Annotated in this window: 15 protein-coding genes; 7 read left to right on the top strand and 8 right to left on the bottom strand. The window is 71.7% G+C overall.

Annotation, left to right across the window (positions count from 1 at the left end; translation table 11 throughout):
• Positions 1–34: 34 nt before the first annotated feature.
• The 4 genes from ACIBK9_RS41890 to ACIBK9_RS41875 all read right to left on the bottom strand — a co-directional run bounded on the left by ACIBK9_RS41890 (position 35) and on the right by ACIBK9_RS41875 (position 3,381).
• The gene (locus ACIBK9_RS41890) at positions 35–856 is read right to left on the bottom strand and encodes a hypothetical protein (protein ID WP_397164468.1); all 822 of its coding nucleotides are present in this window, start codon (positions 854–856) and stop codon (positions 35–37) included.
• 173 nt (positions 857–1,029) lie between these two features.
• Positions 1,030–1,878, bottom strand: coding sequence for a CU044_5270 family protein (locus ACIBK9_RS41885; RefSeq protein WP_397164466.1), 849 nt, complete (start codon positions 1,876–1,878; stop codon positions 1,030–1,032).
• Entirely contained in the window at positions 1,871–2,443 is a 573-nt protein-coding gene (locus ACIBK9_RS41880) for an RNA polymerase sigma factor (RefSeq protein ID WP_397164465.1), read from the bottom strand. The genes ACIBK9_RS41885 and ACIBK9_RS41880 overlap by 8 nt, the downstream gene beginning before the upstream one ends.
• 98 nt (positions 2,444–2,541) lie before the next feature.
• On the bottom strand, positions 2,542–3,381 hold the full coding sequence (locus tag ACIBK9_RS41875) for an LLM class flavin-dependent oxidoreductase (protein WP_397164463.1): 840 nt from the start codon (positions 3,379–3,381) through the stop codon (positions 2,542–2,544).
• A gap of 76 nt (positions 3,382–3,457) precedes the next feature.
• Here ACIBK9_RS41875 and ACIBK9_RS41870 point away from each other — a divergent pair, with 76 nt between their 5' ends.
• The gene (locus ACIBK9_RS41870; RefSeq protein ID WP_397164461.1) at positions 3,458–3,931 is read left to right on the top strand and encodes a MarR family winged helix-turn-helix transcriptional regulator; all 474 of its coding nucleotides are present in this window, start codon (positions 3,458–3,460) and stop codon (positions 3,929–3,931) included.
• 49 nt (positions 3,932–3,980) lie between these two features.
• Here ACIBK9_RS41870 and ACIBK9_RS41865 read toward each other — a convergent pair whose 3' ends face one another.
• The 3 genes from ACIBK9_RS41865 to ACIBK9_RS41855 all read right to left on the bottom strand — a co-directional run bounded on the left by ACIBK9_RS41865 (position 3,981) and on the right by ACIBK9_RS41855 (position 6,513).
• Entirely contained in the window at positions 3,981–4,817 is an 837-nt protein-coding gene (locus tag ACIBK9_RS41865) for an SRPBCC family protein (RefSeq protein ID WP_397164459.1), read from the bottom strand.
• Positions 4,810–5,367 (bottom strand): helix-turn-helix domain-containing protein, encoded by a 558-nt coding sequence (locus ACIBK9_RS41860; RefSeq protein ID WP_352324016.1) that lies wholly within the window; start codon positions 5,365–5,367, stop codon positions 4,810–4,812. Before ACIBK9_RS41860 ends, ACIBK9_RS41865 begins: the two co-directional genes overlap by 8 nt.
• Before the next feature lie 117 nt (positions 5,368–5,484).
• Positions 5,485–6,513, bottom strand: a complete 1,029-nt coding sequence (locus tag ACIBK9_RS41855; RefSeq protein WP_358288852.1) for a GDP-mannose 4,6-dehydratase — start codon at positions 6,511–6,513, stop codon at positions 5,485–5,487.
• A gap of 266 nt (positions 6,514–6,779) precedes the next feature.
• Between ACIBK9_RS41855 and ACIBK9_RS41850 the strand changes: the two genes are divergently transcribed.
• The 4 genes from ACIBK9_RS41850 (at position 6,780) to ACIBK9_RS41835 (ending at position 10,985) form a co-directional block, all read left to right on the top strand.
• Positions 6,780–8,051, top strand: a complete 1,272-nt coding sequence (locus ACIBK9_RS41850; protein WP_397164456.1) for a glycosyltransferase family 4 protein — start codon at positions 6,780–6,782, stop codon at positions 8,049–8,051.
• A gap of 47 nt (positions 8,052–8,098) precedes the next feature.
• On the top strand, positions 8,099–8,809 hold the full coding sequence (locus ACIBK9_RS41845) for a methyltransferase domain-containing protein (RefSeq protein WP_352324013.1): 711 nt from the start codon (positions 8,099–8,101) through the stop codon (positions 8,807–8,809).
• The gene (locus tag ACIBK9_RS41840) at positions 8,806–9,861 is read left to right on the top strand and encodes a prenyltransferase (RefSeq protein WP_397164454.1); all 1,056 of its coding nucleotides are present in this window, start codon (positions 8,806–8,808) and stop codon (positions 9,859–9,861) included. The genes ACIBK9_RS41845 and ACIBK9_RS41840 overlap by 4 nt, the downstream gene beginning before the upstream one ends.
• A 155-nt stretch (positions 9,862–10,016) precedes the next feature.
• Complete coding sequence (locus ACIBK9_RS41835; protein ID WP_397164452.1) at positions 10,017–10,985, top strand: DUF1702 family protein; 969 nt, start codon at positions 10,017–10,019, stop codon at positions 10,983–10,985.
• Here the strand turns inward: ACIBK9_RS41835 and ACIBK9_RS41830 are convergent.
• Positions 10,982–11,611, bottom strand: a complete 630-nt coding sequence (locus ACIBK9_RS41830; RefSeq protein WP_364330959.1) for a class I SAM-dependent methyltransferase — start codon at positions 11,609–11,611, stop codon at positions 10,982–10,984. The genes ACIBK9_RS41835 and ACIBK9_RS41830 overlap by 4 nt on opposite strands.
• An 85-nt stretch (positions 11,612–11,696) precedes the next feature.
• On the opposite strand from ACIBK9_RS41830, the gene ACIBK9_RS41825 reads away from it, so the two are divergent.
• Together ACIBK9_RS41825 and ACIBK9_RS41820 are read left to right on the top strand one after the other, a co-directional pair.
• Positions 11,697–12,149: a pyridoxamine 5'-phosphate oxidase family protein gene (locus ACIBK9_RS41825; protein ID WP_397164450.1), complete on the top strand. Its 453-nt coding sequence runs from the start codon at positions 11,697–11,699 to the stop codon at positions 12,147–12,149.
• Entirely contained in the window at positions 12,146–12,337 is a 192-nt protein-coding gene (locus ACIBK9_RS41820; RefSeq protein WP_352324009.1) for a ferredoxin, read from the top strand. The genes ACIBK9_RS41825 and ACIBK9_RS41820 overlap by 4 nt, the downstream gene beginning before the upstream one ends.
• The last annotated feature ends 12 nt before the right edge of the window (positions 12,338–12,349 follow it).

Genomic DNA, 12,349 nt, shown 5'->3' with positions numbered 1-12,349 from the left:
CTTGCCGACGCCCTCCGAGCCACCGGGGACGCTCTCACGAGGACCGCCGGCGCCGGGGATGGCGAGCGGTTCCGCGGCGGGCCGCGCGGATCTGGCGGAGGACGCGGACGGTGCCCTCCGGGCCGGGTTGCCAGCCGCGCTCGATCAACGCGTCGGCGACGTGCCGGAGAAGGCCGGCGATCTGGCCGGGGAGGACGTCGCGGCGTACGGCGATCACCCGCCAGCCCAGCCGCCGCAGCTCCTCGCGGCGGGCCGCGTCACGCCGCCGGTCCGCCGGGGAGGTGTGGTGCTCCTGGCCGTCGTACTCGACCCCCACCCGGTACGGCTCCCACCCCAGGTCGAGGTAGGCGTGCCGGCCGCCGGCCAGGGGCACGGCGAGCTGCGTGATGGGTCTCGGGAGGCCGCCGTCGACGAGGACGACCCGCAGCCAGCTCTCCCGGGGCGAGGCGGCGCCGCCGTCGGCCAGGCTCAGCGTGTCGCGCAGCCGCCAGGAGTTGAGCGGACGACGCCACAACGCCTCCATGTCGACGCCCCGCCGCGCGAACTGGTCGAGCGCCGCCACCGCCTCCGGACGCGGCAACGACCGGGCGCAGTCGAGGGCCGTGCGCGCCATGGTGGTGAGCCGGACGCCCCGGTGGTCGGTGACGTCGTCGGCGGGCGGTTCGCCCACGTACGTGACGCAGCCGGGGATCGCCAGGTGAGCGGGGGCGATCACCTCCACCGGCCAGTCGGCCTCGGGGACGGAGAGCACGCTCAGGCCCCAGACGTGTGCGGCCGTCTGCCGGCAGACGACGGCCTGCCGGCAGGACCGGGTGATGCGCTCGGCGCGGCCGAGCAACGAGAGTGCGGCGTTCACGGGGTCCAGGCTGACGCCCTCACCCCGGCCCCCGCAGAGCCGAACCCCGTTCTGTGGACAACCGTTCGGCTACCCACTCAGCGGCTTCGCCGCGTCACCGCAGAGGCCGACCACTCCAGCCGACGGCCCGCGTCATCGCGGAGGCCGATCACTCCAGTCGGGGATTCCCCGGCTCATCGCGGTGGCTGGTCGGTCCAGGTGGCGGTCACCCAAACGAAGTCCCTGCCCCACGACAGGCCCCCGTCGCCGCCGTAGAGGTAGTTCGTCCGGATCACCCGTGCGCTCTCGGGATCGACCACCATCCTGATCTCCGGCCCGCCGTCGGGGTTGGGGAAGCGCAGCTCCTGCCCGTCCTCGACCTCGCCGGCGTTCTCGACCCCGGGTGTCGCGGCGAGCGCCCGGAACGCCGCCGACCGGACCTCCGGCGGCGCGGGCAGCTCCGAGATGAGCGCGACCAGGGAGAACAGCGGATCGCCGCGCTGCTCGGAGGAGGTCATGGCACTGGCGAGCCCGGGCAGCGCGGCGATCCGGGACGTCAGCGCCGCCGGCTCCGTCGGCAGCTCTTCGAGGTCCTCGATGCTCACCTCGGCCCCCTTGAGCCTGAGGGGGTTCGGGTCGGGCACGACGACCCCGGCGGGCGCGTCCGGCCGGCCCCTGGACCAGCGCCGGCCGTCCCGCGTGGTCCAGCTCTCACGGGTGGGGATGTCCACGCTCCGGTATTCGCGGGTGACGTGCCAGTAGCGTCCGGCGCCCTCGGGCGTGCGCTCGGCGCTCGCCGCGGCCATGAGCAGCACCTCCTTGCCCGAGGCCGGCGTGCCGTCGGGCGCGATCGCGCCCGTCGCGAGCACGGTGACGGCCGCCGCGGCGGCGGCCAGGGCGAGCGCGGGCGCGAGCCATCCGGTCCGCCGGCGGTGGGTACGGCCGCGCGCCCTGTCCTGGAGGCGGCTCCTGCTGCGCGCCATCGCCCCGGCGGCCGGTTCCGGCTTGGCCAGCAGGGTGGCGAGCTCCTTCAGGTCATCCACGAGCTGTCTCCTTGTCGACGAGGGCCTGGATCTTCGCGCGCGCCCGGCTGAGCCTGGAGCCGACCGTGCCGGGGGCGATGCCGAGCGCCTGGGCCACCTCGTCGTAGCCGAGCTGGCCGAGGGCCACGAGCAGCAGGACGTCGCGCTCGCCCGGCGACAGCGCGGCGAGCGCCCTGGCCAGGTACGGCTGCATGCCCTGGGCCGTGACGGAGGCCACGACCCGGTTCTCATGGCCTTCCATGACGGGTTCGGGGCCCAGCCGAGCCAGCGCCCGGTAGTGGCGGATCTCCTTGCGCCGGTGCCTGGCGATCAGGTTGGTGGCCAGGCCGAACAGCCAGGGCCGCAATCCGCCGCGCTCCGGGTCGAACCGGTCGCGGTGGTCGAAGGCCAGCAGGAACGTCTCGGCCGTGATGTCCTCGGCGATCTGCGTGTCCAGCCGGCCGGCCACGTACAGGTAGATGTCGCGGAAATGGCGATCGTGCACGAGGGTGAACAGCTCGGGGTCCCGCCGGTACCGGGCGGCCAGCTCGGCGTCGGTCAGCTGTTCGCCCGCTTCGGCGATCACGTTGTCGTCTCCGTCATCAGGCTGCCTTCACGAAGTGGTGGACGGTCACCCATGCTTCGCCGATGGCCCGGATCGCCTTCCCGGCAGGCCGCCGCCGGTCAGGAGGCCGCCGCGCGCAGCGCGGGCAGGACGTCCTCGGCCAGGCGTTCGGCCTGGGCGCGCGGGCCGGGGCCGAGGGGCGTGAAGTTCATCGACGTGAACCCCAGCTCCACGAACGCCGCCAGACGGTCGGTCACCTCCGCCGCCGAGCCGGCGACCACGCCGTCGGCCTCGGCGGGGGCGCCGATGCGGAAGGTGACGTTGTAGACGCACTCGACGGCGCGACCGGCCGACAGGATCCGGTCGCGCATGGCCGCCGCCCGCTCCGGCGGCGCGAACCCCAGGGAGGGGATCCAGCCGTCCGCCAGCCGGCCGGTGGCGTCGAGGGCGCGCGGCCCGTACGTGCCCAGCCAGATCGGGATGGGGCTGAGAGGCTTGGGCTCGATGGTGGCCCGATCGGTGCGGTAGCGGGAGCCTTCGTAGGTGAAGTCCGACTCGGACCACAGGCCGCGGATGATGTGGACGGCCTCCACCATGCCGTCCACCTTCTCGCGGGGCGTCGGCACCCCGAGCCCGAACGCGCGGAACTCCTCGTCGGAGTAGCCGCCGCCGAGGCCGAGGATCAGCCGGCCGCCGGAGAGCCGGTGCAGCGTCTCGGCCATCTTGGCGACCATCGCGGGCGGCCGGTACGGCACCCCCAGCACCCGCGTCGCCACCCTGATCCGCGAGGTGGCGGCGGCCACCCAGGTCAGCATCGTCCACAGCTCGTACGTGGGCTCGACGCCGCACGGGTGGTCCGACGCCGAGACGAAGTCGAAGCCCAGCTCCTCGGCCGCGCGGGCGTCGCCCACGGGATCGGCCCCCGACGCCGCCGACGTCGATATGCCCAGTCCGAACACGACCCGCCTCCTCCACTTTGGTTTACATGTAAACCTAGAGCGGAGGTCGGTTACACGTCAACTAAACTGCCGGGTCATGGAGCCCAACTGGCTGGACGACGCCGAGTTCCGGGCCTGGATCGGCTACCGCAGGATGCGCCTGCTGCTGGACGCCCAGGTCAGCCGCGACCTCGCGAGCGACTCGGGGCTGTCGGCCCCCGACTACGACGTCCTGTCGGCGCTGTCCTCCACGCCCGGCCACCGGTGGCGGCTCACCGCGCTGGCCGACCGCATGCTCTGGTCGAAGAGCCGCCTCTCCCGGCACATCTCGCGGATGGAGCAGCGGGGGCTGGTCACCCGCGAGGGGTTCGAGGGGGACGCGCGCGGGGCCGTGGTCGTGCTGACCGACGGAGGGTTGCGGGCCATCCAGGCGGCGGCGCCCGCCCATGTGGCGTCGGTGCGCAGGCACTTCATCGACCTGCTCTCGCGGGAGCAGATCGAGGTGCTCGCCACGATCGCCGAGACCGTCCTCGACCACCTGCCGGACGGCCGGCAGGACACACCAGGCTGAACCAGAGCGGGCAGGACGAACCAGTACGAACCAGGCTGACCCGGCGCGGTCAGGCGACCCACATCGGACGCCAGTCCGGCACCTCGTGGTAACGCCGCAGCTCCGCCACCCCGGACAGCATCCCGCCCCAGGCCGCGTACGGCGGCCGCTCGGCGTCGAAGCCGCTCTGCACGAGCGTCAGCCGCGTCCGGCCGGCGGACCCGGCCAGCTCCCAGGAGCTCACCCCGGCGCCGCCCCAGTCGACGGAGAACCGCCGCTCCGGCTCCAGCTCCAGCACCTTGGCCGGCGACGGGTCGTTCGCGAACCCGCCCATGGCGAACCGGCCGCCGACGTACGGCTCGATCTCGATCGGCATCCCGAACCACTCGCTCACCGCCTCCGAGTCGACCAGCGACTCGAAGACCTGGGCGGGCGTGGCGTCGATGGTGACCTCGGCGCGCAGCTCGCGCGCGGTGAAGTCGGCGCGCGGCGTGAGCGGGCGGCCCTCGACGTGCTCGGCCAGGCTGGCCAGCACCTGGAACCAGTAGGTCTGCAGCACGCCCCGGATGCTGGCGCCGGTGACGACGTCCTGGAAGTCGAAGTGCGACTGCGTCACCGAGACGATCGTCGCCGAGTCGCCGTCCTCCTCGACCGCGAGTTCGGCGGTCGTCTCGACGCCGTCCAGGAGCCAGGCGAACCGCACGCCGCGCTCGTCGGCCGACAGGACCCGCTGGTGCGGCGCGTCGCCCTCCGGCGTCGTACGGCCCCAGAACTCGAACCGGTCCGGCAGGTCCACCTCGACGTGCTCGGCCAGCCAGACCCGCGCCTCGGCCGGATCGGTGATCGCGTGCCACACCTCCTTGACCGGCGCCTGGACGCGGACCTTCGCGATCATCGGCTCACTCATGCTCTTCTCCCTTGGGGTAACAGGCGACGGCGAGCTTGAAGGCGTCCCCCTCAGCGCCGCCGTAACGAGTGAAAAGCTCCTGCAGCATGCCCTGCAGGTCGTTCAGGAACTGCTGGCGGCTCTCCGGACGCACGTGGATCTCTCCGGACAGTCCGATGGACGGCAGCTCGGGCGCGTCCCGGTCGAGCGCGGCGATGTCGGCCTGGACCTCCTCCATGAGGTCGAGCAGGTAGCCCAGGCTCAGCTCGTCGCGCGCCTTGCGCAGCCCGATCCGGCCGACCAGCCGCGGCGACAACCAGTACGACCGCGCGCCGGCCTGGTAGATGCCCTCGTGGACGCCGCGCACCTTGCGCTCGGACACCAGCTCCACGAGACCGGCCTCGACCAGCCGCTTGACGTGGTAGTAGACCCGCTGCGGCGTCTGCCCGAGGCGTTCGGCGACCTCCGAGCACGTACGCGGCTCGGCCAGCTGCCTGAGCACCTCGACCCGTTGCGGCTTGAGCAGCGCCTCGGCCTGCTCGATCTGTTCCAGATACAGGACATCTCTCATCGCAAAAACAATCTTTTACGTAAAAATCCTCTTTGTCAATGGGTCAGGCCAAGAGCAGCCGTAAGCAGCAAAAAGGCCCGCACCGGACCGGGCGGGCCAAGGGGTGCGGAACCGGCTCTAGGGCCAGGAGCTGTCCTGGTCGGGGTCGCCGCCGGCGGACAGCAGGCGCAGGTCGCTCTCGACCATCATCGCGACCAGCTCGTCGAACGACACCCGCGGCTCCCACCCGAGCTGCGCCCGCGCCTTCTTCGGGTCGGCGCACAGCAGGTCCACCTCCGCCGGGCGGTGCAGCCCCTGGTCGACCACCACGTGCCGCTCCCAGTCCAGCCCGGCGGCCGTGAAGGCGGCCTCCACCAGCTCCCGCACCGACTTCATCCGCCCGGTGCCGATCACGTAGTCCTCGGGATTGGCGGCCTGGAGCATCAGGTGCATCGCCTTGACGTAGTCGCCCGCGTAGCCCCAGTCGCGGCGCGCCTCCAGGTTGCCCAGCCGCAGCTCCGTGGCCAGGCCGAGCTTGATCCGGGCCACCCCGAGGGTGACCTTCCTGGTCACGAACTCCGCGCCGCGCCGCGGCGACTCGTGGTTGAACAGGATGCCCGACACCGCGAACATCCCGTACGACTCGCGGTAGTTCTGCGTGAGGAAGTGCCCGTACGCCTTGGCCACCCCGTACGGCGAGCGCGGATGGAAGGCGGTGCGCTCGTTCTGCGGGGTCTCGGTGACCTGCCCGAACATCTCCGAGGACGAGGCCTGGTAGAAGCGGATCTGTCCCGGGGACGACGATCCCCCGCCCCGCGACACGCCCGAACACACCCGGATGGCCTCAAGCATCCGCAGGACGCCCATACCGGTCACCTCGGCGGTCAGCTCGGCCTGCTCCCACGACATGGGCACGAACGAGATCGCCCCCAGGTTGTACACCTCGTCGGGCTGAACGCGTTCCACCGCGGAGATCAAGGACCCCTGGTCCAGCAGGTCGCCCCGCACCACCTGGACGTCGGCCAGCAGCTTGCGCATGCGCGAGACGCGCGGGTTCGCCTGCCCGCGGGCCAGCCCCCACACCTCGTAACCCTGGTCGAGCAGGTGCTCGGCCAAGTAGGAACCGTCCTGGCCGGTGATGCCGGTGATCAGAGCGCGCCTGGCCAAGGGGTCCTCCAACTATCACGTAGGTACGGTGGCCCGCACCGCGTCCCTTTGGGACGGGAATGTACAGCTAAGCGCCTGGACGCAGCACCAAAGCCCACTAGAACCTGTTCCACCGAACCACGCTCGGTTACCTTAATGTCGCAGTTCGCACGGCCTGTGGAGACTGTTGTGAACAATTCCAGGTGACCTACCGAATGGTAGCCTTCTCGGACTAAGGTCATCTTTCACGGTACACGCCCGCCTCTTGGGGCCTTACCGCAGAAAACATGGGCCTACCGGCGGAGAAAGGGGTGTCCGTGAGCGAGGCGCTGCGGATCGCGCTGCTGTCCTATCGCAGCAAGCCCACCTGCGGCGGGCAGGGCGTCTATCTCCGGCACCTGAGCCGTGAGCTGGTCGCGCTCGGCCACCACGTCGAGGTGTTCTCCGGACCGCCCTACCCCGAGCTGGACGAGGGCGTCGTCCTGCGCGAGGTGCCCAGCCTCGACCTCTACCGGGACGAGGACCCGTTCAGGACCCCGAAGCTGGCCGAGTACCGCGACTGGATCGACCTCCTGGAGGTCGGCACCATGTGGACGGCCGGCTTCCCCGAGCCGCTCACCTTCACCCTGCGCGCCTACCGCGAGCTGAAGAAGCGCGTCGGCGACTTCGACGTCGTCCAGGACAACCAGACCCTCGGCTACGGCCTGCTCGGCATCCAGAAGCTGTTCCCCGTGGTCGGGACGATCCACCACCCGATCAGCGTCGACCGGCGGATCGAGCTGGAGGCCGCCACGGGCTACAAGAAGCTCACCATGCGCCGCTGGTACGGGTTCGTGAAGATGCAGTCGCGCGTCGCCCCCAGGCTGAGCCCGATCCTCACCGTCAGCGAGTCGTCGCTGGCCGACATCCACCGGGACTTCAACGTCCCGCAGGCCAACATGCGGCTGATCCCGCTCGGCGTGGACACCCGCTACTTCCACCCGCGCCCGGACAAGCCCCGCCGCAAGGGCTCGATCGTCGCGGTGGCCAGCGCGGACTCGCCGATGAAGGGCGTGGCCACGCTGCTGCGCGCGGTCGCCAAACTCGCCACCGAACGCGACGTGAACCTGACCGTGGTCAGCAAGCCCACCCCCGGCGGCCCGACCGAGCGGCTGGTCCGGGAGCTGTCGCTGCAGGACCGGGTGCGCTTCGTGCACGGCATCTCCGACGACGAGCTGGGCGAGCTGATCGCCACCTCGGAGATCTCCGTGGTCCCCTCGCTGTACGAGGGCTTCTCGCTGCCCGCCGTCGAGCACATGGCCTGCGGCACGCCCCTGGTGGCCAGCCGTACGGGCGCGCTGCCCGAGGTCGTGGGCGACGCGGCCGTCCAGGTCCCGCCGGGCGACGCCGAGGAGCTGGCGGCCGTGCTGCGCCGCCTGCACGACTCCCCCGAGGAGCGCGAGCGGGTGGGCAAGGCCGGCTACGACCGGGTCATGGAGCGCTACACCTGGCACGTCGTCGCCAAGCGGACGGTCGAGGCGTACCGCGAGGCGATGGCGGCGCACAAGGCCCGCCGCTGACCCCCGAACGAAAAGCCCCCAAGAGCTGATCAAGGAGAAGCGACAAAGTGCTGACCGTGGACTTCGACCGGCTCCCCGTGGGCCCCGGCGTGCGCGTGCTCGACCTGGGCTGCGGCGGCGGCAGGCACGCCTTCGAGGTGCTGCGCCAGGGCGCCGACGTCGTCGCCTTCGACATGGACCAGGCCGAGCTGGACAACGTGGCGGCCATGTTCGTGGCGATGGACAAGGCGGGCGAGGTGCCGCTGGGCGCGACCGGCGAGACCGTCCAGGGCACGGCGCTGGACATGCCGTTCGAGGACGGCGGCTTCGACCGGGTCATCGCGGCCGAGGTGCTGGAGCACATCCCCGACGACATGACCGCCATGCGGGAGATCTTCCGCGTGCTCAAGCCGGGCGGCACCGCGGCGATCACCGTGCCGAGCTTCCTGCCCGAGCGCATCTGCTGGGCCCTGGACGAGGACTACCACACCGCCCCCGGCGGCCACGTGCGGATCTACACGCTGGCCGAGCTGTCGGCCAAGCTCAAGTCCGTCGGCTTCGAGATCGGCCCGCACCACCACGCCCACGGCCTGCACGCGCCGTACTGGTGGATCAAGTGCGCGGTGGGCGTCAACAACGACGACCACCCGGTCGCCAAGGCGTACCACGAGCTGCTGGTGTGGGACATCATGAAGCGCCCGGCCGCCACCAGGATCGCCGAGGCGCTGCTCAACCCGCTCATCGGCAAGAGCGTGGTCCTCTACGTCAAGAAGCCATGATCTCCCGCGAGGAGGTCGTCCGCACGGCCCTCAGCATCGCGGCCATCCAGCAGGACGACGGCGGCGTGCCCTGGCCCGAGGGGCACGTGGACGCGTGGAACCACGTCGAGTGCCTGATGGGCATGTCCGTGGCCGGGCTGACCGAGCCGGTGCGGCGCGGCTGGGAGTGGCTGGCCCGCCACCAGCGCCCCGACGGCTCCTGGCCGATGAAGCTGCTGGACGGCGTGGCCACCGAGGCGGGCGGCGAGTCCAACCACGCCGCCTACGTCGCCGCCGGCGTCTGGCACCACCTTCTCGTCACCGGCGACCGCGAGCACGCCGAGCGCCACTGGCCCATGGTCAAGGCCGCGCTCGACTACGTGGTGGGCCTGCAGACCGAGCGGGGCGAGATCGTCTGGGAGCGGGACGCCCACGGCCGGGCGGCGGCGTACGCGCTGCTGACCGGGTGCTCCTCGATCCACCAGGGCCTGCGCTGCGGCGTGCTGCTCGCCGACCATCTGGGCGACCCGCAGCCGCACTGGGAGCTGGCCGCCGACCGGCTGGCCCACGTGTTGTCGGCGCACCCGGAGGCGTTCGCCGACAAGAGCCGGTTCTCGATGGACTGGTACTACCCGGTGCTGGGCGGCGCGGTGCGCGGGCGGCAGGCGGTCGAGCTGCTGGAGCGCGAGTGGTCCACGTTCGTGGTGCCGGGGCTCGGCATCCGGTGCGTGTCCGACCAGCCGTGGGTGACCGGGGCCGAGACGTGCGAGCTGGTGCTGGCCCTGGACGCCATGGGCGACCGTACGCGGGCCGCCGCGCTCTTCGCCGACGTGCAGCACCTGCGCCACGAGGACGGCTCGTACTGGACCGGCTGGCAGTTCGTCAACCGCAAGCACTTCCCGCACGAGCGCTCCGGCTACACCGCGGCCGCGGCCATCCTCGCCGCGGACGCGCTGCAGCGCCTGTCCCCCGGTTCCGGGCTGTTCCGCGACATCGCGGGCACGTCGGTGTCGGATCCGGAGGCGTGCGGGTGCGTGGAGCGTCAGTCGTTCAGGTCGGCGCCTCCCGGCTGATCCCGCGCATCGTCGGCGCAAGGGCTTTTGCGGGTTCTTTGCCGGGGACATCCGGTGCGCCGCCGGTGAACGGCGCAATGGGGTTACTAGCTTCGTGTCTGGCCGTAGGAGGCGTCTTCGGGGGAAGCGTGGGCGACACGGGCACAACAGCGTTCTTGGACCAGGTCAGGATCGAGCCGACACTGTCCCCGGCGAGGGGGCTGCGGAGGTTTCTGACCAAGGATCCTTCGGAGTCCGATCTGGGCCGGCGCAGGTTCCGGCTGCGCCCCGGCGCTCCCCGGACGGTCTTCACGGATTCCGAGCAGTCGTACGTGTTCGGCTTCAACGCGGTCATGTCGCGGGAAGTCGAGAAGATCGAAGACCTCTCACCCGAGCAGCGGCCGTTCGGCCACGAGGGCGCGGCGGCCGCCTGCACCGTGCTCGACCTGCTCACTTTGACCCGGGGCCGGCGCCTTCACGAGCTACTGGCCGGCCCCGCCCAGCATCACCGCCACGCCGCGTACGTCGGCGCCGGACGCGGCTACGCGCTGCTGCGGCTGCGTCCGGTCTGGGGCGCGCGGCGGGCGCACCCGCTGATGCGCTGGCTGGCCGTGGACGGGTTCGGCTTCCAGTGGAGCCTGTCGCGCGCGGACCGCATGGTGGGCCGCAGGAGCATGCCCGACCTGCTCACCCGCGCCCACTGCGCGGTCTTCGACCAGGGCCTCGGCCGGCTGCTGTGGTACCACGACTGCGCCTCGCCGGACGACGTCGGCGCGCGCATCGCGGGCTTTCCGGCGAGCCGGCGGGCCGACCTGTGGAGCGGCGTGGGGTTCGCGGCCACGTACACGGGCGGCGCCGACAGCGACGAGCTGTGGTGGCTGACCGAGCACGCCGGCGCCGACGGCTTCCGCGCCCACCTGGCCCAGGGCTGCGCCTTCGCGGTCACGGCGCGGCTGCGGTCGGGGGCGCTGCCGGACCACGCGCGGCTGGCCGTGCCGATCCTGGCCGACGCCGCGCCCGACGAGGCGGCCGCCTGGACCGACCAGGCGCTGCTGGCCCTCGGCCACGACGCCCACACCCACGAGGACTTCCAGCACTGGCAGGCCCACACCCGCCGGTCGTGGAACCGCCGCCACCGGCGCTAGACGCCCCGCCCGACGCGTTCGAGCACGCGCAGCGAGCCCTCGGCCGACACCTCGCGGAAGGCGCCCGACTCAAGGGCCCGCAGGTAGACCCGGTAGGGGGCCTGCCCGCCGTCGGCCGGGTCGGGATAGATGTCGTGGAAGACCAGCGCGCCGCCCTCCATGACGTGCGGCGCCCAGCCCTCGTAGTCGCGGGTCACCGGCTCCTCGGAGTGGCCGCCGTCGATGAAGAGCAGGCCGAGCGGCGTGTTCCACAACGCGGCCACCCGGTCGGACCGCCCGACGACGGCGATCACCTCCTCCTCCAGCCCGGCGGCGGCGATGGCGGCGCGGAAGAAGGGCAGGGAGTCCATCCGCCCGAAGCGCGGGTCCATCAGGGCCGGGTCGTGGTGGGCCCAGCCGGGCTGGATCTCCTCCGAGCCCCGGTGGTGGTCGACGGTGACGACCACCGAGCCGGTGTGCCGGGCCGCCGCGCCGAGGTAGATCGCCGACTTGCCGCAGTAGGTGCCGATCTCGCAGAGCGGCCCCAGGCCGCCGTACCGGCAGGCCGCCTCGAACAGGGCCAGACCCTCCTTCGGCGGCATGAATCCCTTGGCGTGCTCCGCTGCCTGCAGCAGCTCCGGCGGCATCGTCATAGGCATGCACCCTAGCCGAACCGAACAACATTCCAGGGACCTCTTGCCGTGCTTCTTTGGAACCTGTTCTACTTGGCACGTGAATCAGCGCGCTCGCATCGCGATGTCCGACGACGAGGTCACGGCGTTCCTGGAGGGTTCGCGCAAGGTCCAGCTCGCGACCATCAATCCCGACGGGACACCGCACCTGGTGACCATGTTCTACGGGCTGGACGAGGGCCGCATCGCCTTCTGGACGTACGGCAAGGCGCAGAAGGCCCGCAACCTGGCCCGCGACCCGCGGGTGAGCTGCCTGGTCGAGGCGGGCGACGACTACGACCAGCTCCGCGGCGTCCTGGTGTACGGCGTGGCCGAGCAGGTGGACGACCGGGACCGGGTGCTCGCCATCGGCATGATGATCGCGCGCAGGATGACGCCGGGCGTGCCGGACGACCTGCTCACCCCCTACGTCGAGCAGACCGGCGGAAAACGCATCGCCTACGTCGTCGAGCGCACCAAAGTGGTCTCATGGGATCACAGGAGGCTCACATGAAGGTCAAGGTCGATGAACTGGTCTGCGAGGCCAACGCCGTGTGCATGGGGCTCGCCCCCGAGGTCTTCGAGGTGGACGACGACGACCAGCTGCACATCCTGCTCCCCGAACCACCCCCCGAGATGCAGGACCGCGTCCGCAGCGCGGTCAGGTCCTGCCCGAAAGCCGCCCTGTCGCTAGAGGACTAGCCGTAGCCGGAG

The sequence above is a fragment of the Nonomuraea sp. NPDC050227 genome, from assembly GCF_044459705.1.
Taxonomy (GTDB): Bacteria; Actinomycetota; Actinomycetes; order Streptosporangiales; family Streptosporangiaceae; genus Nonomuraea.
This window is presented reverse-complemented; position numbering and strand designations above follow the sequence as displayed.

Bases quoted from the DNA above. Each gene is read 5' to 3' on its own strand.
- ACIBK9_RS41830 (WP_364330959.1), bottom strand. From the start codon at position 11,611: ATGCCGCCGGAGCTGCTGCAGGCAGCGGAGCACGCCAAGGGATTCATG.
- ACIBK9_RS41860 (WP_352324016.1), bottom strand. From the start codon at position 5,367: ATGAGAGATGTCCTGTATCTGGAACAGATCGAGCAGGCCGAGGCGCTG.
- ACIBK9_RS41820 (WP_352324009.1), top strand. From the start codon at position 12,146: ATGAAGGTCAAGGTCGATGAACTGGTCTGCGAGGCCAACGCCGTGTGC.
- ACIBK9_RS41840 (WP_397164454.1), top strand. From the start codon at position 8,806: ATGATCTCCCGCGAGGAGGTCGTCCGCACGGCCCTCAGCATCGCGGCC.
- ACIBK9_RS41865 (WP_397164459.1), bottom strand. From the start codon at position 4,817: ATGAGTGAGCCGATGATCGCGAAGGTCCGCGTCCAGGCGCCGGTCAAG.
- ACIBK9_RS41850 (WP_397164456.1), top strand. From the start codon at position 6,780: ATGGGCCTACCGGCGGAGAAAGGGGTGTCCGTGAGCGAGGCGCTGCGG.
- ACIBK9_RS41870 (WP_397164461.1), top strand. From the start codon at position 3,458: ATGGAGCCCAACTGGCTGGACGACGCCGAGTTCCGGGCCTGGATCGGC.